17 protein-coding genes are annotated in these 21,643 nt (G+C 56.5%); 9 read left to right on the top strand and 8 right to left on the bottom strand.

The features are described from left to right. Positions 1 to 127 precede the first annotated feature (127 nt). Positions 128 to 499, bottom strand: a complete 372-nt coding sequence (locus PUV47_RS04545) for a hypothetical protein (RefSeq protein ID WP_274217280.1) — start codon at positions 497 to 499, stop codon at positions 128 to 130. 108 nt (positions 500 to 607) lie between these two features. Between PUV47_RS04545 and PUV47_RS04550 the strand changes: the two genes are divergently transcribed. The 3 genes from PUV47_RS04550 (at position 608) to PUV47_RS04560 (ending at position 3,946) form a co-directional block, all read left to right on the top strand. Further along, entirely contained in the window at positions 608 to 2,701 is a 2,094-nt protein-coding gene (locus PUV47_RS04550) for a S9 family peptidase (RefSeq protein ID WP_274217281.1), read from the top strand. A gap of 413 nt (positions 2,702 to 3,114) precedes the next feature. Then, the gene (locus PUV47_RS04555) at positions 3,115 to 3,525 is read left to right on the top strand and encodes a hypothetical protein (protein WP_274217282.1); all 411 of its coding nucleotides are present in this window, start codon (positions 3,115 to 3,117) and stop codon (positions 3,523 to 3,525) included. Between the two features lie 55 nt (positions 3,526 to 3,580). Continuing rightward, a complete protein-coding gene (locus PUV47_RS04560; protein ID WP_274217283.1) occupies positions 3,581 to 3,946 on the top strand; it encodes a hypothetical protein in 366 nt (121 codons plus the stop codon). 67 nt (positions 3,947 to 4,013) lie between these two features. Here PUV47_RS04560 and PUV47_RS04565 read toward each other — a convergent pair whose 3' ends face one another. Beyond that, the gene (locus PUV47_RS04565; protein ID WP_274217284.1) at positions 4,014 to 4,610 is read right to left on the bottom strand and encodes a superoxide dismutase; all 597 of its coding nucleotides are present in this window, start codon (positions 4,608 to 4,610) and stop codon (positions 4,014 to 4,016) included. A 290-nt stretch (positions 4,611 to 4,900) separates the two neighbouring features. Between PUV47_RS04565 and PUV47_RS04570 the strand changes: the two genes are divergently transcribed. Beyond that, on the top strand, positions 4,901 to 6,100 hold the full coding sequence (locus PUV47_RS04570; RefSeq protein ID WP_274217285.1) for a YbfB/YjiJ family MFS transporter: 1,200 nt from the start codon (positions 4,901 to 4,903) through the stop codon (positions 6,098 to 6,100). Between the two features lie 54 nt (positions 6,101 to 6,154). Here the strand turns inward: PUV47_RS04570 and PUV47_RS04575 are convergent, their stop codons facing one another. Then, the gene (locus PUV47_RS04575) at positions 6,155 to 7,027 is read right to left on the bottom strand and encodes a branched-chain amino acid aminotransferase (protein WP_274217286.1); all 873 of its coding nucleotides are present in this window, start codon (positions 7,025 to 7,027) and stop codon (positions 6,155 to 6,157) included. A gap of 657 nt (positions 7,028 to 7,684) precedes the next feature. Here PUV47_RS04575 and PUV47_RS04580 point away from each other — a divergent pair. After that, positions 7,685 to 8,347, top strand: a complete 663-nt coding sequence (locus PUV47_RS04580; protein ID WP_274217287.1) for a haloacid dehalogenase type II — start codon at positions 7,685 to 7,687, stop codon at positions 8,345 to 8,347. 195 nt (positions 8,348 to 8,542) lie between these two features. After that, entirely contained in the window at positions 8,543 to 9,397 is an 855-nt protein-coding gene (locus tag PUV47_RS04585; protein WP_274217288.1) for a DMT family transporter, read from the top strand. Between the two features lie 37 nt (positions 9,398 to 9,434). Here PUV47_RS04585 and PUV47_RS04590 read toward each other — a convergent pair whose 3' ends face one another. Together PUV47_RS04590 and PUV47_RS04595 are read right to left on the bottom strand one after the other, a co-directional pair. Beyond that, positions 9,435 to 10,016, bottom strand: coding sequence for a TIGR00730 family Rossman fold protein (locus PUV47_RS04590; protein WP_274217289.1), 582 nt, complete (start codon positions 10,014 to 10,016; stop codon positions 9,435 to 9,437). A gap of 70 nt (positions 10,017 to 10,086) precedes the next feature. Further along, positions 10,087 to 11,478 carry a dipeptidase gene (locus PUV47_RS04595; RefSeq protein WP_274217290.1) on the bottom strand — a complete coding sequence of 464 codons (1,392 nt, stop codon included), beginning with the start codon at positions 11,476 to 11,478 and terminating at the stop codon, positions 10,087 to 10,089. Between the two features lie 359 nt (positions 11,479 to 11,837). On the opposite strand from PUV47_RS04595, the gene PUV47_RS04600 reads away from it, so the two are divergent. Beyond that, positions 11,838 to 12,227: a DUF2780 domain-containing protein gene (locus PUV47_RS04600; RefSeq protein WP_274217291.1), complete on the top strand. Its 390-nt coding sequence runs from the start codon at positions 11,838 to 11,840 to the stop codon at positions 12,225 to 12,227. 508 nt (positions 12,228 to 12,735) lie between these two features. On the opposite strand, the gene PUV47_RS04605 is transcribed toward PUV47_RS04600, so the two are convergent. After that, positions 12,736 to 13,437 (bottom strand): helix-turn-helix transcriptional regulator, encoded by a 702-nt coding sequence (locus tag PUV47_RS04605; RefSeq protein ID WP_274217293.1) that lies wholly within the window; start codon positions 13,435 to 13,437, stop codon positions 12,736 to 12,738. 631 nt (positions 13,438 to 14,068) lie between these two features. Between PUV47_RS04605 and PUV47_RS04610 the strand changes: the two genes are divergently transcribed. Together PUV47_RS04610 and scpA are read left to right on the top strand one after the other, a co-directional pair. Continuing rightward, positions 14,069 to 16,069, top strand: coding sequence for a methylmalonyl-CoA mutase family protein (locus PUV47_RS04610; RefSeq protein WP_274217294.1), 2,001 nt, complete (start codon positions 14,069 to 14,071; stop codon positions 16,067 to 16,069). Next, complete coding sequence (scpA, locus tag PUV47_RS04615) at positions 16,069 to 18,234, top strand: methylmalonyl-CoA mutase (RefSeq protein ID WP_274217295.1); 2,166 nt, start codon at positions 16,069 to 16,071, stop codon at positions 18,232 to 18,234. Before PUV47_RS04610 ends, scpA begins: the two co-directional genes overlap by 1 nt. Positions 18,235 to 19,720: 1,486 nt before the next feature. On the opposite strand, the gene PUV47_RS04620 is transcribed toward scpA, so the two are convergent. Together PUV47_RS04620 and bla are read right to left on the bottom strand one after the other, a co-directional pair. Beyond that, positions 19,721 to 20,449 carry a DUF1194 domain-containing protein gene (locus PUV47_RS04620; protein WP_274217296.1) on the bottom strand — a complete coding sequence of 243 codons (729 nt, stop codon included), beginning with the start codon at positions 20,447 to 20,449 and terminating at the stop codon, positions 19,721 to 19,723. Positions 20,450 to 20,616: 167 nt separating this feature from the next. Further along, the gene (gene bla, locus PUV47_RS04625; protein ID WP_274217297.1) at positions 20,617 to 21,528 is read right to left on the bottom strand and encodes a class A beta-lactamase; all 912 of its coding nucleotides are present in this window, start codon (positions 21,526 to 21,528) and stop codon (positions 20,617 to 20,619) included. Positions 21,529 to 21,643: the final 115 nt, after the last annotated feature.

Here is a 21,643-nt window from a genome sequence, read left to right on the forward strand (position 1 = left end):
CACTTCATTTTTTCAAGAGCAGAGCCCGAAAAGTCTCGATAAGCGATTTTGCTATACTGCTTACCAGAATGATCTCGTGGTCAATCTTGCTGATTTTTGTCGTTTTATGACAACTTCTCGCCTTTGATTACTCAAAGGGACCAAGCCCCAGTTCCACAAATTCTGCCTCGGCACGCAAGAAAAGGAAATATCGACAGGTTTCGAGCACTTTCTGCCAATTTTCTACGGAGTGAAGCGCATTTTCGTCCAATGTTGATCGACGCTTCACCTTCAGCCGGATGCAGCGCCCCTTGAATCGCGGAAAATCTACATGAAACGCGAGCCCCTGTTGCGCCGTCGCTATGCCTTCGGCATCACTTGCTCTGAAACGGACCGACGCCAGCACATGGACGGACCCGACAGATTGCCACACCAATTTATCGCCAAAACCTAGAATTGGGCCACCAATAAACCACAACTCCTGTGACTTGTCGCGGATGAGAAACGGGCATGGCGACATGTCCAGTTTTAGGCGCTAGTGTGCTGGCAAATCGACTCGGGCCACCTATCTCAAGGCCTTGAAGCTCCGATACAGAACCAATTTTGTGCTTAAGGACACCCCTTCCAAATGAACACACCGCGTCCTGAGAAAAAAGAATTTGTCTCTACCCACCACGGCATTACCAAAACCGAGTCCTATCATTGGCTTCGTGCTGAGAACTGGCAGGAGGTCATGCACGATCCTTCTGTTCTGGATGCTGAGATCCGCAGCTACCTTGAAGCGGAAAACGCCTACACACAGCATATGATGGCGGATACGGAGGCTCTTCAGGAAACGCTCTTTGAGGAAATGAAGGGGCGCATCAAGCAGGATGACAGCTCTGTCCCCTCGCCTGACGGTCCTTTTGCCTATGCACTGAAGTATGTGCAGGGCGGCCAGCATCCAATCTTCTACCGCGTTGCTCGAGAAGGCCAGCAAGCCCAGGAGGAGATCCTTCTTGATGGCGACAAGGAAGCGGAAGGCCAAGCCTACTTCAAGATTGCAGGCGCGTCTCACTGTGATGATCACAGCAAGCTGGCATGGGCCTATGATGACAAAGGCTCTGAGTACTTCACGCTGAAGATCCGCGACTTGGCCTCTGGCACTGATCTGGATGAGATTATCTCCAACACGGCAGGTGGCGGCGTGTGGTCCGCCGACAGCAAGTTCGTCTTCTATGTGGAGATGGATGCCAACCACCGCCCCTCCAAGCTGTTCCGCCACCAAGTGGGAACGCCCCAGTCTGAGGACACCCTTGTCTATGAGGAGAAGGATGCCGGTTTCTTCATGAGCGTGGGCCGCACACAGTCTGGGCGGTTTATCACCATCGACATTCATGATCACGAAACCGCCGAGGTCTGGCTTATTCCCGCAGATGATCCGAGCGCGGCGCCAAAACTGGTTGCGCCCCGTGAAACGGGCATCGAGTACAGCGTTGAAGACCACGGCGACAAGCTGATCATTCTTACCAATGCAGGGGATGCAGAAGACTTCAAGATCGTCACAACAGATCTGGAGACGCAGCTGGCCAATCCGGGCCAATCCACATGGACTGACCTTGTTGCCCATGAGGCCGGTCGCCTCATCCTCTCCTTCAACGTTCTGAAGGAGCACATGATCCGTCTGGAACGTTTTGAAGGCCTGCCGCGTATCATGGTCCACCGGCTCGAAGATGGCGAGGAACACAGCATTTCCTTTGACGAGGAAGCCTACAGCCTTGGCTTTTCCGCAGGCTATGAGTTCGACACCACACTGATCCGCTTCACCTACTCGTCCATGACCACCCCATCCCGCGTGTTTGACTATGACGTTGCCTCTCGGGAGCGGGTCATGCGCAAGGAGCAGGAAGTACCGTCCGGCCACACCCCTTCTGACTATGTGACCCGTCGTCTGCAAGCCGTTGCCCCGGATGGCGTCAAAGTGCCAGTAACCGTGCTTTACCGCGCCGATACGCCTCTCGATGGGAGTGCCCCGTGCCTGCTTTATGGCTACGGCTCCTATGGCATTTCCATTCCTGCGAGCTTCAACACCAATGCGCTGTCCCTGGTGGATCGCGGATTTGTTTATGCCATCGCTCACATTCGTGGGGGCAAGGACAAGGGTTTTGGCTGGTACAAGGCTGGACGCCGTGAGTTCAAGAAGAACACCTTCACGGACTTCATCGCTGCAAGCAGCCATCTGGTTCAGGAGAACTTTACCGCGCACGATCGGATCGTGGCTCAGGGCGGTTCTGCTGGCGGGATGCTCATGGGGGCGGTTGCCAACATGGCACCACAGAACTTCAAGGGCATCATTGCCGAGGTACCCTTTGTTGATGTTCTGGCCACCATGCTGGACGACACCCTGCCCCTGACCCCGCCAGAATGGCCGGAGTGGGGCAACCCGATCACCGATGAGACGGCGTACAACTACATCGCTTCTTACTCGCCAATCGACAACGTGGAAGCCAAGGCCTATCCGGCGATCTTTGCTCTTGGCGGGCTCACCGACCCCCGAGTCACCTATTGGGAACCTGCCAAATGGGTTGCCACGCTGCGTGAGAAGAAGACGGATGACAACCTGCTCATGCTGCGCACCAACATGGATGCGGGCCATGGTGGAGCATCCGGGCGTTTTGATCGCTTGAAGGAAGTGGCGCTGGTCTATTCCTTTGCGCTCAAGACAACGGGCAAAATCGCCTAAGCCTCGTCCAAAGCAGAGATGCCAACAAAAAGGGTCGCGCAAGCGGCCCTTTTTTCATGACAGCTGGCCAAACTTGCCTTTTCCCACCTCACCACCCTCAGATGCGTGACGTAGCGTTATGTAAAACTGCGAGGCGTCTGACTAGCATCATGAAAAACACGTGATATCGGCAGCATTCGCCCGCTAAGGCACCGGCTGCGCTCAAGTTACACTCCGGCTGATTACGGTGAACTTTTAACAGCGAATCTAAGTATTCAGGCAAGGAAATTTCACGAAAACACAATTATACCAAAACGCCATACATACGTTTCAAACAATACAACAGATAATCTGTAAACCTATACAGGTAAGAGAATTATAATTATTTTGTAAGATGTTAAACCACAAAGAAGAGCCCGCTAAGGGAGATAAAAATGACAAAGTCCCCCATCCTACTTGCTGCGCTTGCAGCATTTTGTTTTGCACCAAGCGTTCAGGCTTCTGACCTTTATCGCAACCCGGCAAGCCCCCATGTGGCTTATTTCTTCAAACCAGCCGAGTATCCCTTCAACTTCCTATTGCCGAATGACATGCAATCTCGCCCGCGCGTTTATGGCACCGAGTTCGACTGCCGCATTCGTGTACAGCAAGATGGCCCGGAAAACGTCTACCAAGCGTTTGTAACGGGGCGGTTCACCGACCATCCAAGCCGCTTCATTTCCAGTGTGGCCTGTTTTCAGACAGCGCAGAAATGTGATGCCTATCTGAACTTCATGCGAGGTTACCTGCAACTGGTCAACAGCGCGGCCTGCCAGCGCGGCTACTACCAAGGCCTGTTTAACTAACCACTCCCAACAGACGACAGCAGCGTGGCCCCCTACCCTAGCTGCGAGGACAAAAATGATAAAGAAAATCAGTATCGCAGCTTCCGCTGTCGTTCTGGTGCTTGGCGGGTGCGCCAGCCCGCCAAGCACCAACTATCTTGAAGCGCGTCTTGTCCCCACGACCGGGCGCACCATTCCCGTTGTGGAAAGCACGCAGTACGATTGCAGCATCGCCAGCAGGAGCACGCCGCCTTCCCAGCTGTTCCAGGCCAACGTGGGGGGCCGGGTCTTGAGCGACAACCGTCCTTACAACGTGACCACAACAGCCTGTTTCACAACGCAGTCTGAATGTGAGGCCTACCTCTACATGATGAACGGCCTGTTGGAACAAGTGATCACGTCCAGATGCACGCTCGGCGTTCAGAAACAATTGTTCAGCTGAGCCCAAACGCAAAAAGAGCGGCCCAACGGACCGCTCTTCTTCAAACCTTCATGGCTCTGATCAGGGCTTAAACAGCCTTGTTGAAGAGCTCTTCGACGTATTCCCAGTTTACCAGGTTGTCTACGAAAGCTTCGAGGTACTTCGGACGCGCATTGCGGTAGTCGATGTAGTAGGAGTGCTCCCAAACATCACAACCGAGAATTGGCGTTGCACCGTGAACCAGTGGGTTTTCGCCGTTTGGTGTTTTCATGACAACCAGCTTGCCGTCTTTCACTGCGAGCCATGCCCAACCGGAACCGAACTGGGTTACACCAGCGTTGATGAAGTCGGCGCGGAACTTGTCGAAGCCACCGAGGTCTTCGTCGATCTTCTTTGCCAGCGCGCCTGGCAGAGCGCCGCCGCCGTTTGGCTTCATCCACTTCCAGAAGTGAAGGTGGTTGTAGTGCTGACCAGCATTGTTGAAGAGGCCTGCATTGGTGCCGTAGCTTTCCTTGACGATCTCTTCCAGAGACTTGCCTTCCAGGCCAGAACCTTCGAGCAGCTTGTTGCCGTTGGTTACATAAGCCAGGTGGTGCTTGTCGTGGTGATACTCGAGAGTTTCAGCAGACATGTATGGGCCAAGAGCGTCGTATGCATATGGCAGATCTTCAAGTGCGAAAGACATGCGTTTGCCTCCAATTGAGCGTTGGTTGAAAATTCCTGCTGCTCATTCCGGGGGAGCCGAACTGGCAACTCGGAGGGAAACATAGTGTCCTTTCAGGGCAACAGCAACGGTTTCTACGTATAATTTGCAAATATTTTTGTTATTTTTTTCTACGGGTTCCACCTAACGTAGCGGGGACAAGCGGTTTCAAACTGGATATCAATCAAACTGATTAGAGTTAAGGCATTCGATTTGGGGCTTTTGGGAGACGCCGACCCCAGAACCACGCGCTAAGTACCTTTGAGGATTATATGTTTCACAACCGCACGCCCTTTCAGCTCGCCCTAGGGGGATGCCTTGCCCTTGCAACTGTCATGGGAATCGGCCGGTTTGTTTACACCCCTATTCTGCCATGGATGCTGCTGGAAGGCCGTATCACCGAGGTCAGCGCAGGGCTTATCGCTTCCTCCAACTTCATCGGCTACCTCTTGGGCGCCATTCTTGCCTCACGCTCTCCCTTGCCGGGCGGCGCTTACCGTGTCTTTACCGTTGGCTTGTTTTTGACGGCGTTTACCACGCTCATCATGGCGGTTGATGGCTCGACTTCCTATTACAGCCTCGTTCGCTTTCTTTCAGGCCTGATCAGCGCCTACGTGTTCGTTCTGGCGTCTACTCTCATCATCCCTCGCCTGCATCAATTGGGCCGCGTGAACCTAACACCCGTTATTTTTGCAGGTGTTGGCTTGGGGATCTCTCTTTCCTCGCTGTTCATTGAACTGGCAGATGGCTGGGTACAAAGCTCGCTCACCTTGTGGCTCATCAGCGGCATCATCAGCTTCGTCCTGATTGGCGGTGTGCTCTGGCTGTTTCCTGCCCGAGAAGCCCCGGTGGTGCGGACAAATGGCGCAGCTGCCAGCCGTGAGCCCGCTTTGCCCCGCGTCGCCTATCGTCTTATCATCGCCTACGGCTTTTTCGGCTTTGGTTACGTGATCACAGCGACATTCCTTGGCGCACTGGCTGCCACCACACCGGGCCTTGAGAACTTCGCAACACGTGGCTGGTTGCTGGTGGGACTTGCCATCATGCCCTCCGTATTTCTCTGGAACAGTGTCGCCCTTCGGATTGGCTATGGCCGTGCCATCGCCGTGGCGTGCCTTCTTGAGGCGGTTGGGGTCGCGCTCAGTGTCCTGATGCCAAACCTGATTGGCTTGTCTTTAGCGGCGATTCTGCTTGGCGGAACCTTTGTCGGCATCACTGCAATCGGACTGGTGGAGGCGCGCAGACTGGCCCCGGACAGCCCGCGCTCCATCATTGGCTTGATGACTGCTGCGTTTGGCCTTGGCCAGGTGATTGGCCCCACCTTTTCAGGCTACCTTTTCGAATGGACCGGAAGCTTTACTGAAGCCTCGTTGGTCGCAGCGGCCACCTTGATCATTGCGGCTCTTCTGACGATCAAGCCATTTAATACAGAGGCACTGCCAGCGCCATCTGAGCGCCGTGAGCACGCATAGAAAAGGCCAGAAAACCGGCCTTTGTCGTCGTGTCTCAAAAGGGCTCACTCGCGCCTAGTAAGTGTGCGGTGATTTTGCAGCATACTCGAAGTACAGTTCCCGAGCGCGCTCAGCAATTGGCGTCGCCTTGAACTCCTTGTCATCAAGGCGATTTACTGGAACAACCTTGGAATAGTTGCCAGTCGAGAAGATCTCATCAGCCTCCTGGAAATCCTTGAAGCTCAACGTACGCTCGTGAACCTCGTAGCCAGCTTCTCTCAGAAGCTGGATGGTGCGCTGGCGTGTGATGCCATTAAGGAACGTGCCGTTCCAGAATGGGGTATGGACATCGCCGTCCTTGACGAGGAACACGTTTGCCGACGTCAGCTCCGCCACATTGCCAAGAGTGTCCAGCATGATGGCATTGTCAAAGCCCCGGTTCTTGGCTTCAACAGAGGCGCGAGCGTTGTTTGGGTAAAGACAACCGGCCTTGGCATTCACCGGCATGGTCTCCATGGTAGGACGACGGAACGGCGACAGGGTCAGGCTGATTGACTTGTCTTTCGGCGGCATGGGCGCTTCGAACAAGCACAGGCAGAAGCGCGTTGAGTCCGCCGCTCCATCAATAACGGTTGGGCCATCGGCTTCGGCCCAGTACATTGGCTTTACGTAGACCGCCTCGTGGCGCTCGAACTTCTTCATGCCTTCGATTGAGAGTTCAACGATCTCTTCCCACCGCTTGGTCGCAGACAAACCAAGGGCACCGGCAGAGTTGTTGACACGCTGCGCGTGCAGGTCGAGATCCGGCATCACACCATCAAACCCGCGGGCGCCGTCAAACACGCTGGATGCAAGCCATGCTGCGTGGGTACGCGGCCCCATCAGCGGCGGATTACCCTCCAACCATTCGCCATCAACCCAAGTCCATGTCTTCGACCATTCGGCCATTTTTATCTCTCCATTTTTTCAGCGCACGTTGCCAGAGCGCTCGTCCCACCTGTTTTTGTTTAGGAGGGATCGAAACTAGAAAATTGATTGAGGTCAACTGTTTCTAGCCTAAACAACAAAACACGCATAAGATATCCGCCCGCCCAGATAGTTTCATGATATGTTCTCACGATAGCTGGCGAAAAAGGAAATATTTAAGCGTGCTATCTCGCAAATGCAGCATCACATGTTGCAACCGGGACGATTCTCGACAGGTCGTTTCCTTTCTCCTTTGTTTTAAAGGAAACATGCTGTGTTTCCGGTTCATGCGTCCTCCACGCGGAAAAGCAACAGAAATTTCAACAATCCCGATACACCGGTGCGAACAGCCGGTGCGCATCGGGCTCGGTTTCCTGTTTGGCATGGTTTTGCTGGCAGCACGTTCGTAAGGGCTTGTTTCTGATATGGTTTTGACCGAGCGCACCGTTTGCGCATGTTCACCTTCAAAGCTCAAACTAGCTTCAGGATGTGTGGCGCACACATTTTTATGCTTATCCCTTGCGGAAGATACATCACACTAACAAAAGACCTAGTAAATTGAATAGCTTGACCGACTTGACGAATAAGCGAGATCGCGGTTTCCTAGAGAGAAAATGCAGCGAACCCCGAGAGTTTATCATGAGCCATTCAGCCTATATCTTTGATGCATACGGCACGCTTTTCGATGTGCATGCGGCGGTTCGCAAATATGCTGCGGCCGTTGGACCTGACAGCTCTCGCCTGTCCGCCGTGTGGCGTGAAAAGCAGCTGGAATACTCATGGACCCGCTCCTTGATGGGCCAGTACGCGGATTTCTGGGAGCTCACCAAGGAAGCGCTGGATACGGCTTATCAAATCGTTCCGGGATGCGATCCGAGCGTAAAGAAAGATCTGCTGGATGCGTACTGGCACATGGACACCTACCCGGAAGTGCCGGAGGTTTTGAAATCCCTGAAGGAACAAGGGGCGCGCCTTGCGATCCTTTCCAACGGCTCCCCTGCGATGCTCGAGGCGGCTGTGAATGCAGCTGGCATGACCTACGTTTTCGACGAGGTGTTCTCTGTCGATACGCTGCGCAAGTTCAAGCCAGACCCTGATGTCTACGACATGGTGACCACGCATTTCCGGCTTTACCCGCAGGCTTGCTCCTTCCAGTCGTCAAACCGCTGGGATATTGCAGGTGCCTCAAAGTTTGGCATGCGAACCGTCTGGATCAACCGATTTAACGTTCCTGATGAGTATCAGGATCTGTCCCCGGCAGCTGTACTCACCTCACTAGATGGCTTGATCGCGCTGGGTTAACTTCGCCTTTGAACGCTTGCGAACCGGCCACACCTGATGTGCACGCCACACACCTGTGACGGTTTTAGGGCATGCTTCAGGTGTATCCACCGGAAAGATCAGGGCTTCGGTTGAACGGCATTTGTTGCTTCTGGTAGCACTGTCGTCATGATACCGGAGCCCTCGCTTCCCCATGCTCAAAGATCGGAAACTGGCGTGCTTGCAGTGCTTGCGAGCGCGGTGGGTTATGGCAGCATTCCCTATTTTGCGCTTGCCGGATACGCAGGAAACCTGACGCCGGAAATCGCCGTTGTGGCACGCTACGGGTTTCCCGCGTTGCTTCTTGGATGGCTGCTGCCTCGTGCACTGAAAACGGGAACAGGCGGCAAGCAATTCCTGCTGACCGGGGCACTTATGGGGCTTGGCGCGTGGTCCTTCTTCAAAGCCCTGTCGCTATTGCCCGTTACGCTGGCGGTACTGCTGTTCTTCTCCTATCCGCTGTTCTCGCTGGTTGCCCGCAAGCTCTTCGACAAGAAGCACATCGGAAAGTCCGGCGCCATGAGTGCTGCCCTTGTGCTCTTGGGAATTGGCCTCGTTTGGTCTGGAACTTCCGCAACGCAGCCGCTCAGTTTGCAAGGACTTGCCTACGGTTTTCTTGGACCCGCGTCCTACGCCCTCGTGCTCCACAAGATGAACCAAGGCGCGGACTACCTAGCGCCACTTCAGGTCGCAGCCTGCCTGTTCACGGGCACTATGCTGGTGGTGCTGCCTCTGTTGCTTTTGTCATCTGCTACTCAAGTGATGCCGGAGGGGCTCAACGGTTGGGGCGCGCTTTTGGGCCTTATGCTGCTTACAGGCATTATTCCGCAGATGCTTATGGCCTATGGTGCGCCGATCGCTGGACGAGTGATGAGTGCGAGTGCTGGCGGCCTTGAATGCGTTACCGCATTGATCTTGGGCAGCCTTGCGGCTGCGCGCTGGCCCTCTCTGCTCGAATGGGGCGCAATGGCAGCCATTGTGGCTGCGCTTCTATTGGTCAGTCGCCTCGACAAGAGTTACCTCGACCACTGACCAAAATCACTTTTTTAACTGCTAAACCAGACTGGCATCAGGTTTCTGCGCGAGTAATCCACTTGGGCACGCGAGGTGGCTGATAGGCATCAAAGGCGTCCAGCATCGCCGCTGCCGTGTCCTTTACGAGCACCATTTCGCGCATGTCGGGCTTCAAGAACTCTTCCTCGACCATCAAATCAAGAAAGGCGAGCAAGCGCCCATAAAAGCCATTCACATTCAGAAGGCCGCATGGCTTTTTATGGTAGCCAAGTTGAGCCCAAGTCCAGACCTCAAACATCTCTTCCATTGTGCCAGCACCGCCAGGCAGGCACACAAAGCCATCGGACAGGTCTGACATCATGGCCTTGCGGTCATGCATGGACCCTACAATGTGCAATTCACTCAGGCCCGGATGCGCCAGTTCTTTCGCTGATAGCGCTTCTGGCAAAACGCCCACAACCTTGCCGCCTGCTTCCAAGGCTCCATCGGCAACCATGCCCATGAGGCCTACCTTGGCACCGCCGTAAACCAGCGTCTGTCCGCGCTCGGCGATTCTACGCCCAAGCTGGGTCGCTGCCACCTTGTATTCCTCACGCTTTCCCGGGCTTGAGCCGCAGAACACACAAATCGATTTCATAGTCGCTCCCATTTCACTTGATTGGAGCCGGGTATTCGCACCCGGTCTCCAACCTGCAAATCATCTTTGCTCAGTCCTTGGAAAGCGCATCCAGAACGCGCGCCCAGCTGCGAATACCCTTGTGGAAGCTGTTGAACTCATACTTCTCGTTGGGTGAATGGATCTGATCGTCGTCAAGACCGAAGCCGATCAGAAGAGAATCCATTTCAAGAACGTTCTTGAACAGCCCCACAATTGGAATGGAGCCGCCCGAGCAAATCAGCGCTGCTGGCTTGTCCCACTCCTCTGTCAGCGCCTGACGGCCCTTGTCCAGTGCAGGTGCATCAAACGCCATGCGCAAGGCAGGGTCGCCGCCGTGCGGGTGCAGCTCCAGTTCAAAGTCTTCCGGGGTCTTGGACTTGAGGTAGGAACGGAACGCCTCCCGGATCTTCAGGGGGTCTTGATCGCCCACGAGACGGAAGGAAATCTTGGCGTAGGCCTCGGATGGGATGACTGTCTTGAAGCCTTGGCCATTGTAGCCACCCCACAAGCCGTTGACTTCGCAGGTCGGTCGGGTCCAGATCTGCTCTAGAACGGTGCGATCTTGCTCTCCGCCCGGATTTTTCAGCCCGACGCCGCCCAGAAACTCCTGTTCGGAGAAACCAAGGTTGCCCCACGTTGTCATGACGTCTTCCGGCATTTCGATTACGCCGTCATAGAAGTTTGGCAGCGTGATGCGTCCGGTTTCATCGCGAAGACCGGCAACCATGTCGGACAGGACGTGAAGCGGGTTACGCGCCGCACCACCATACATTCCGGAGTGCAGATCCTTGTCTGGACCACGCAGCGTGATTTCTTCTCCTACGAGGCCGCGCAGCATCACCGTGATCGCAGGGGTCTCGCGGTCCCACATGTTGGTGTCGCAGACCAGCGCCAGATCAACAGAGAGCTCGTCCTTGTTGGCATCTAGAAACGGTTTCAAAGAGGGAGAGCCACTTTCCTCTTCCCCTTCCAGCATCACGGTGACCGAAATCGGCAGATCACCAGTCTCAGCAATCCAGGCGCGCGCTGCTTCCACGAAGGTCATCAACTGGCCCTTGTCGTCGTTTGCACCGCGGGCAACAATGATCTTGGAGCCATCATCACGCGTCACTATCCGTGGCTCGAACGGATCGTTGTCCCAAAGCTCAATTGGATCAACGGGTTGCACGTCGTAATGGCCGTAGAACAAAACGTGCGGACCGGGTTTATCATCGGCCACGCGGTGACCCACCACCATTGGGTGACCCGTTGTGTCGCGCACTTGAGAAGGAATACCAATGGCGGTCAGTTCATCCGCCAGCCACTGTGCTGCAGAACGACAGTCCTGCTTGTACTCAGGGTCAGTGGAAATGCTCTTGATCCGCAGCAGATCAAAAAGCCGCTCCACGCTGGCGTCGATATCCTGATCAATGCGGTTCAGGACCTGATTCACAGCGCTCATTTTGGCCATCCTTTTTGAATTTCATCGCACTTGAAGACATCTGATCCGACACCGATGCGGGGACCATCGGCGAAAAACGGTCAGATAAGCGTTTCTGGCCTAACACAACTCACCGTCAAATTCTCTGATTTTGTGAATGAAACAACGCTTATGCAGAGCTTGAACCGCAATTTGAAACATTAGCTTTTGAAAATCAGGCGCTTACTACCTTTGGGCGGATTGACTACCAATTATGATGCCTTGCTAATTAGCGCAGAGAAACTTAATCTTAAGGTAGTCATCCTGAACGGGAAATCCCGCACTCGCTTCTTTCCGATCCACACGATCGGTTTGGTCAGGGGGCGGATAGGGAGAGAGATATGCACGTACTTATTGATCGGATTGTCCAGAAGACGGAACTGGACGAAGAACAAGCCAAAACCGCTGTGGGTGTCATCCTGAACTTCGTGTCCAAAAATGCGGGTCAGGAAGATATGAATGCGCTTTTGGAAGCATTTCCGGCCGCACAGTCCTTCCTGAATGCAGAAGAGACCAAAGAGAACTCCGGCCTGTTGGGCGGGCTGGCCAATCGCATGTCTTCTTCCGTGGGGATGTTGGCTGCGCTGAATGAGCTTACAGGCGCAGGCCTGAGCATGTCGCAGATCCACACAGTGGCTCGGGAGACCGTAAAGCTTGCAAAAGAGCGCATTGGCGACGAGCGCGTTGATCAGATCATTGCGAAGGTACCAGGACTGAAGCAGATCGCTTAAGGGCACCTGCCCCGCCTCGCGGACCTTTCCCGCCCCATGAATGAAAGCCCGGTCGCAGCTTGAGAGCGACGGGCTTTTTTTCTGCCTATTTTCTGCCTATTTTCTGCCTGTAGAGTATCCGCCCAAGAGCGATTTTTTCCTGCAGCCTCAACGCGCGGTTGTCTTTTGCAAAAAGGCGGAATTTTCGACGCCTCACACTACGGGTGCCTCTGCACTTTCAATCCAGCACCACTGCTGCTTGACTGCCAGCCAGCCTGCTGGCCCGCCAGTGCCAAAAAGGCTACCGCCCTCCCGGACGCGTGCGTGTGTTTTCGGCAAGAACGCCCACTACAATGCCGGGATCATGTCCGCAGCCAATGCCGCAAACAAGGCATGCTTTGGCGACAGAGGAACGGTTTAGCGCAGCCAAACACATGCACTCCCGATCGACTTATTCACTCCAGAAAGGAGGATAAGTCAGCGCTCAATAAATCACCTGACCTATGAGACAAAAAACTGTCCCCGAGCCTCAAATCTGAATTTGGCCGTAGCGCAGCGCTTCAACCACGGTGTGAGTCTTGTTGGAGGCATTGAGTTTGGCACTGGCGTTTTGAAGATGGGCGTGCACGGTGCGCTGAGAAATCTGCAAAAGATCGGCAATCTCGTGGGCGGTCTTGCCGAGCGCAGTCAACTCCAGAACCCGACGCTCCCGCGTGGACAAATCACCCGGCCGCTGGTCTGAAATGACCCCCAACTCAAACAGCCGTCGGAAGGCTGCAGAAGATACGATCTCGAGAGACGCAAGGTCATAGGCCTCCGTGGACAAGTTGCGCCCTGCCCCCATGACCATGGCCTGGAAGGGACGTAAGGCATCGACCGGAACCACCATAACACGCGCCCCTTCGCCAATGGCGCCAAAGAGTTCCGAGTTAGCCATCTCAGAACTGGCGACCGAGCGAATGGCGGGACGACTCCCGGACAGACCGAGCATAAGTGCCGGATCGTTGGCAGCCAGCGCCGTGCGCTCAATGCCTCCGTTGCGCTCGTCCGGCCAACGGAAGCGGTGGACCAAACTGTCGATGGTCCGGTTGGGCATGGGAAGACCGGTGATGAGAATGTGGGAGGCACCCAAACGACGCAGATAGGACTCCACAATATCGAGAACTGGTTTGGCGGCTCGCGCCTCTGCGATCGCCCGTACCTTTGCCTCGATGTCCAAAGTATCGTTCATGTTGTCCACCTTCCCAAAGCCTGCACGTAATTCATCAATTCAAAACTGTTGTTCTGGTTCGCAGGTTGCAGCGCAGGCACTCTTGAGCCCTTGTTATCCCCCTGTCCCGAACCTGTTCATGCGCTTCAGCCCGCATCCCTTTTAAGTCTCTGAGGAGCAAGCCTCCGCTCTGTTTGACGTCCCACTTCCAAGAAAGTGAACAAGAACCGCTCTCGGACCTCCCAACGCCATACCGACATTTCAGTGGCGTATTCAAGGAGTTAGACTGACAAGCCCCTCGACGCTTCCTTTTAATCACTTGGGTTCAGGTCCCTCGATGGCCTAAAGGTGTTATCTGCACACCGGCGTATCCACCCAAAGACTTAGAACGGCTTCCACAGCCTTCAACCCACCTGAACCGCTTGGTTGTTAACCTCTTGATAAGCATAATTAACAGCGCAACTTGAAGCAGGGTCAACTAGGATAAGTTTAGGACAATTAAGCCTAGTGTTATTATTGCCCATAAACGCTTGGGGACTGCGAAACCTAGGGAGAGCTTCCAGTAGAAAGGGCTGTGATATACGGATCAATCAAAGGCATAGCTTGCGCCCGATAGCCGTTCATTCGTATAAAACCGGGGGAAGGACGAATAATGACAGCGCAACATATTGATATTCCAGAAGAGTTTCTGAAGAGCACGCGTGCCGACTGGGAGGATGCGGCAACCAGGGCCCTGAAGGGTGCGGCTCTTGAAAAATTGCGGAGTGTTGGTGGGGATGGACTTATCACCCTTCCGATATACGGGGGATCTCAAACAGCTGCTCCACTTCATCTGAGGGAGGACGCGCTGCCATGGACGCTCGTGCAGCGCGTGGATATCCCGGATATTTCGCAGGCAAATGCCCAGCTCCTTGAGGACCTTGAGGGCGGTGCAAGTGGGATAGACCTGGTTTTTCCGGCCAGCTGCCGCGCCAGATCCGGGGGGATAGACCTTCGCACGCTTGATGATGCCAAGCGCCTTCTTGACGGTGTGCTTAGCAATCTTATCACCCTGAGATTGAGTTGTGGTCATGAGGCGACCGCGCGCTCACTGGCTGTCATTGAAGCTTGTCTCGATCAAGGCGTAGATCCCAACCAGCTTAAAGTGGAGGGTGTTGCCGACATAATCGGGTTTTATGCCCGTCGTGGCTGGCTAGGCAATCCGCCTGAAGTGCCTGAAGGCCGCCTTGTCGACATGGTGAGTTATGCCACAGAGCGGGGGGTACAAAGTGCCCTGGTGCGGGCGGATGGGCGCACCTTTCATGATGCTGGTGCCAATGCCACACAAGAGCTCGCGATTGCCCTTTCATGCACTCTCTACTATTTCCGCGTGCTGGAACGGGGCGGCGTGCCAACGGACCGCCTTCCTGCCCTGATCAATGTGACCTTGAGCGCCGACTCCGACCAATTTCTAACGATCATCAAAGCCCGCGCCATGCGAAAGCTGTGGGCGGCCCTGCTGGCGGCCTCCGGCTATGACCAGCTGCCGCTCAAGCTGCACATGGAAAGCTCATGGCGGATGATGACGAAATCCGACCCTTGGGTGAACATGCTGCGTGGCACGGTCGCTGCCTTTGCGGCTGGTGTGGGCGGCGCGGATAGTGTTTGTGTTCTCCCCTTCACTTCGGCCCTCGGTCTTCCCAACTCGTTTGCCCGCCGCATTGCACGCAACACACAACTTATCCTCGCTGAGGAGAGCAACCTTTATCGCGTAGTGGATCCGGGTGCTGGCAGCGGCATGATTGAAGAACGCACCGATGCGCTGGTGGCCGCAAGCTGGGATTACTTCCAGAAGCTGGAGGGACTTGGCGGCATCTACAACGCGCTCACAAGTGGGCAACTGGCTGAAGACATTCAGAAAAGCCGCAGTGAGCAGGAGCTGCGACTTGCAACAGGCAAGGCCCCTCTGACGGGGACAAGTTCTTTCCCCAACCTGCATGAAGCAGCCATTGAAACGCTGAATGTTGCGAGCCAGGACCTTTCGGAAAGCACAAACCACATTGAGTTGCCTGGACCGACTGTAGATGGCGCGCTGAGCAAGGCCGTTGTGGCCGCACTACGGGGACAAGCCTCACTAGCGGATGTGATTGCGGCGCGTACGCGCGTTGGCGGCGACACCTGCCCGCCCCTTGAGCCAAAACGACTTGCTGAGCCTTTTGAAGAACTTAGAGCCGCTGCAGAAGCGTTCAAAGCCAAGAACGGACACCTTCCAAAGGTGTTTCTTGCCACTTTAGGAACTGTTGCACAACATACGGCGCGGGCGACGTTTGCGGCCAACCTTTATGCCGCTGGCGGCTTTGAGTGCACGCCTATGAAAGATTTTGAACAAATCGAGGATATTGCGAAAGATTTTGCGTCGAGCGACGCAACAATTGCCTGCCTCTGTTCCTCTGACGAGATTTATGCCGAGCAGGCGGCTGATGCCTGCTCATTGCTGAAAAAATTTGGGGCTCGCCGGATCACGCTCGCTGGCCGACTGCCAGACCTTGAAGACAAGTTGCGGGCGGCCGGGCTTGACGCCTTCATTTACACGGGCAGCAACATACTGGAGGAACTGCGGGCCTGCGTTGATGCCATGAACATGCCCGCTGCCAGTTCAAAGGAGGCGATGTGATGAGCCGGTTTCCTGACTTTTCCAAGATCGCCTTTGAAGACGCCAGCCCTTCCGCCCCCAAGGGGATGGCCGAAAGCTGGTTGACGCCGGAAGGGATTTCGGTGAAGCCGAGTTATTCCCCTTCCGACCTTGAAGGCATGGCACACCTTGAGACATGGCCGGGACTTGCCCCGTTCATGCGCGGCCCCTACCCGACCATGTATGTGCAGCAGCCGTGGACCGTTCGCCAGTACGCCGGTTTTTCGACAGCCGAGGCCTCCAACGCGTTCTATCGGCGCAATCTAGCCGCGGGGCAGAAAGGCCTTTCCGTGGCGTTCGACCTTGCCACCCACCGGGGCTATGACAGTGACCACCCAAGGGTGGCCGGTGATGTGGGCATGGCCGGGGTGGCCATCGATTCCATTTATGACATGCGCACGTTGTTTGACCGCATTCCGCTGGACCAGATGAGCGTTTCCATGACCATGAACGGGGCGGTTTTGCCTGTCATGGCGCTTTACATTGTGGCCGCAGAAGAACAGGGCGTTTCCTCGGAAAAGCTGTCCGGCACCATTCAGAATGACATTCTGAAAGAGTTCATGGTGCGCAACACCTACATCTACCCACCTGCGCCCTCCATGCGGATCATTTCCGACATCTTCGCCTACACCGCGCAGAACATGCCGAAGTTCAACTCCATCTCCATCTCCGGCTATCACATGCAGGAGGCTGGCGCGACGGCGGATCTGGAGCTGGCTTTCACCATTGCTGATGGCATCGAGTACGCCCGCGCAGGCGTGGCAGCGGGCATGGACATTGACCGGTTTGCACCGCGCCTGTCGTTCTTTTGGGCGATTGGCATGAACTTCTTCATGGAAGTGGCCAAGATGCGTGCAGCACGCTTGATATGGGCTAAGCTGATGCACGAAAACTTCCAGCCGCAAAATGCCAAGAGCCTTTCCTTGCGCACCCATTCGCAGACCTCGGGCTGGTCGCTTACGGCGCAAGACGTTTACAACAACGTCATTCGCACCTGCGTGGAGGCCATGGCAGCCACCCAAGGCCACACCCAGTCGCTGCACACCAACGCGCTGGATGAAGCCCTTGCCCTGCCAACCGATTTCTCGGCGCGCATTGCCCGCAATACGCAGCTGTTCTTGCAGCAGGAAAGCGGCACCACCCGGACGATCGACCCATGGGGCGGCTCTTACTATGTTGAGAGCCTGACCAACGATCTGGCAGCCAAGGCCTTGGAACACATTGCCGAAATTGAATCCTTGGGCGGCATGGCCAAGGCCATCGAAAAAGGCATCCCAAAACTGCGGATTGAAGAAGCAGCCGCCAAGACGCAGGCCCGGATCGACAGCGGCCATCAAAGTGTGATTGGCGTCAACAAGTTCCGCCCCGACCGGGAGGAGCCGCTTGAAGTCTTGCAGGTGGATAATGCGGAGGTGCGCGCGCGGCAGATTGAGAAGCTGGAACGGCTGCGGGCAGAACGCATTGAGGCCGACACGCAGGCCGCCCTCGGCGATCTTGAAAACGCGGCACGAGAGGGTACCGGCAACCTGTTGGACCTGTGTGTGAGAGCAGCCCGCGCCAAGGCCTCCGTGGGCGAAATTTCCATGGCGATGGAAAAGGCCTTCGGTCGCCACCGGGCGGAGATCAAGTCCATCGCCGGGGTCTATAAACGAGAGGTTGGCACCATGTCTGACGCCGTTGCCCGCGTGGAGAAACTGGTTGAGGCCTTTGAGGAAAACGACGGCCGACGCCCGCGTATTTTGGTGGCCAAGATGGGTCAGGACGGGCATGACCGAGGCCAGAAGGTGATTGCCTCCGCCTTTGCCGATCTTGGTTTTGACGTGGACATTGGCCCGCTGTTTGCCACACCAGAGGAAGCAGCGCGTCAGGCCGTGGAGAACGACGTGCACATTGTGGGCGTGTCGTCTTTGGCAGCCGGCCACCTCACCCTTGTTCCCGCCCTGCGCAAAGCGCTGGCCGAGGAAGGACGTGAGGACATCATGATTGTGGTGGGCGGTGTCGTGCCGCCGCAAGACTATGATGCACTTTATGACTTCGGCGCCTCGGCAATATTCCCACCGGGCACTGTCATTTCTGAAGCGGCAGAAGGGCTCATTCACGAGCTGAACAAGCGCCTTGGCTACGAACCCAGTGAAGCAGCGGAATAGCGGCTGAGGCTGTGCCCGCAGAGCTGGAGTTGGTGGCGTCCTTCCGGCTGGATCCCGCATCAAGTGCGGGATGACGGCGGGGGTGTGGGAGATGCCGGGGTGACGGTGGCGGGGTTGCGGTAAGGGGTGACGGCGGGGGCGTGGGCGCTACTCGGAAAAAACAGAAGCATGGCGCCAGTGCAGCACCTATTCCCGCGAAGGTTGGGAGGCCCGTCGGCGTTTCCTCCCCCTCCTGCGTCATGCCGGACAAGGCGAGCGGGAGCGAGCCGCTGATCCGGTATCCAGAGCCAAGTGCACCGGAGTTGGTGGCGTCCTTCCGGCTGGATCCCGCATCAAGTGCGGGATGACGGCGGGTGTGTGGGCGATGCCGGGGTGACGGTGGCGGGGTTGCGGTAAGCGATGACGGCGGGGGTGTGAGCGCGACGGGTGATAGTGCTATGAGGCAATGCGGCCAGCCATCAAGAGAACTGGTTCCATACAGACAGCAAACATCTGGGAGGTTGGCGTGTAGCCTTGTCGCGGGCAGCGTGATGCTGTCGCCCCCCCCTCCTGCGTCATGCCGGACAAGGGGAGCGAGAGCGAGCCGCTGATCCGGTATCCAGAGCCGAGTGCACCGGAGTTGGTGGCGTCCTTCCGCTGGATCCCGCATCAAGTGCGGGATGACGGCCGGGGTGTGGGAGATGCCGGGGTGACGGTAGTGGTGTCGCGGTAAGTGGTGACGGTGTGGGTGTGAGCGCGACGGGACAGCCGTGACGGTTTGGGCGACTTGGGAGAACGAGCGACGCTCGGAAGACACTTCGGCAAGGCCCAATCGTAGGCGGAGCCCCGAATGACAAGCTTCTTCCCGCGAAGGTTGGGAGGCCCGTTGGCGTTTCCTCCCCCCACCTGCGTCATGCCGGACAAGGGGAGCGGGAGCGAGCCGCTGATCCGGTATCCAGAGCCAAGTGCACCGGAGTTGGTGGCAACCTGCCGGCTGGATCCCGCATCAAGTGCGGGATGACGGCGGGGGTGTGGGAGATGCCGGGGTGACGGTGGCGGGGTTGCGGTAAGCGGTGACGGTGTGGGTGTGAGCGCGACGGGTGATAGTGGTATGAGGCAATGCGGCCAGCCATGAAGTGATCTGGTTCCATACAGACAAAAACATCTGGGAGGTTGTCGTGTAGCCTTGTCGCGGGCAGCGTGATGCTGACGGGCCTCCCCCCCTCCTGCGTCATGCCGGACAAGGCGAGCGGGAGCGAGCCGCTGATCCGGTATCCAGAACAAAGTGCACCGGAGTTGGTGGCGTCCTTCCGACTGGATCCCGCATCAAGTGCGGGATGACGGCGGGGGTGTGGGAGATGCCGGGATGACACTATCAGTGCGTCGGGGTTGCGGTAAGCGGTGACGGCGGGGGTGTAAGCGCGACGAGACACCCGCGACAGTTTGACCGACGGCGGGGTGGCGCCATCAGTGTGAGGCGGGCGATGTGCTGGTGATGCCAGAAATGTCAATCCAGCCGGACGACTTTGGTTTCCGGTTCAATGCCTGCGATTTCGAGAATGAGCTTGCGGCGGACAGCATCTGAGAAGGTTTCCATGGTGTCAGCCGTCACGACAAAAGAGCCCGGCCCGCCGATGATCCGCTCGGCAAAGGCTTTTTCCAGATCATAATTGGAGGGGCGGCCCGAGCAGTGGCGACACAAGATGGCAAGGCCATTGATCGTGATGCCTGCGTTGACGACCGTTTCGCGCGCACTGCTGATCGGCGGGCCGCTGAAGTTTGTTGCGCTGTCCGCAGAAAGATCAATGACCCGGCGCAGCCCCGTGTAGCTGTTGCTTTCAATACGGGCCATGCCAAAAAGCAGAGCTTCGCCAATAGCATTGCGGCCATAGGCCCGGCGAGGAGGTTCGAGGAGGCTAGCAGCAAACGCTGCTGCAGTGTCAGCGCCATCGATCACCATCCAGTCCACCACGATGTCTTGGGAGCCGGTGGCGCCCCACTCGATGTAGGTCACGGCAATCTTGCCGTAGATGTTGTCGGTGATGGCCGAAACCACGGCTGGGTCGGTGATGGCTTCCGCATAGCCCTGCCGCTGAAAACGGATTTCCGCGTTGTCGATGGAGCCGGTCGCATCCGCCAGAAGCACCAGCTCCAAATCCAGCTCCTCTGAGGAGGCGCTGGCCACAAACACGGGAAAGCACAGAAGGAGCACACACAATCGCAAGTGTTTGAACATCGCCGACAACCTCTCCTAACGTCACCTGCACTAAAACGTAGGGTGTTGCGAAAAGGCTGGCTACGTGGAACCTGTGCGATCACAGGAACGTGAACGCGAGGCGAAAGGTCTCCCCCGGACGCGTTTCGGGGGAGACTGTGCCAATTGAGCCTGAGCTCTCATGGGCCTCAGTTGGCCTGTTGCTGGACCCTTTTGAAAATCGCCGTGCCCATTTTGGCAATGGCATCATTGCGCTGTTCCATGGAAAGGTCCGTGCCGGTGATGTAGAGCGCGACAACGATTGGATCGCGTTTTTCAGGCCAGATCATTGCGATAACGGACCGAGACCCGTAACCGCCTGCCCCTGAGCGATCAGCGATTTGCCAGCGTTCCGGCAGGTTGTCTCGAAGCAAGGCGCTGCTGACCTGATTGGCGAGCATCCAGTCAAGCAGCTGCGCCCGTGAAGCGGGCTCAAGCACGTCGCCCATCAATAGCTTTTGCAAGGATGTCGCGGCCGCCCGTGGGGACGTGGTGTCGCGCGGGTCGCCGGGCGTTGCCTCATTCATTCGGGTTTCATAGCGATCAAGGCGGGTGACCTCATCGCCAATGGAACGCAGGAAGGCCGTGAGCGCTCTTGGGCCCCCTGTAGCCTCCAGCACCATGTTGGCGGCCGTGTTGTCGCTGACCGTGAGCATGGCGTGGCAGAGCTGGCCAAGGGACATGGGCTCCTTGTCGGCAAAGGTTTCGGTGATGGGGGAATAGGTGACCAGATCTGCCTTTTCGATCTTGATGGTGCGCAGGAGATTTTCCTCACCGGCATCCACCTTCGCAAGCAACCCGGCGCAGGCGAAGCTCTTGAATGTGCTGTTCAAGGGAAAGCGTTCATCGGCGCGGTAAGACCACACGTCTCCTGAGCCCGTGTCCAGAACAAAGGCCCCGACGCGGTTGCCCAGCTCCGCTTCAACTGCTGCAAAATTCCTGACCAGCGGGTCGTCCGCCGACGGCTCCATCTTGGCACCTGTGGCACTGGCGGAAAAGCCAGAGAGCACGAGCAGGCACACACCTGCCAGCAAGCCTAGGGGCTTCTTTCGAGCGATCACGTTATGGCCCTCACATACTTGGTTGGAAAAGCCTTGCTGCTTTTCCTGGATCGTTGATTTGGCTCCCACCGAGAAGCAAACACGTTTGAAACGACAGGCGAGACCACCAATGGGA

The sequence above is a fragment of the Pseudovibrio exalbescens genome, assembly GCF_028737195.1.
In the GTDB taxonomy this organism is placed as follows: domain Bacteria; phylum Pseudomonadota; class Alphaproteobacteria; order Rhizobiales; family Stappiaceae; genus Pseudovibrio; species Pseudovibrio zosterae.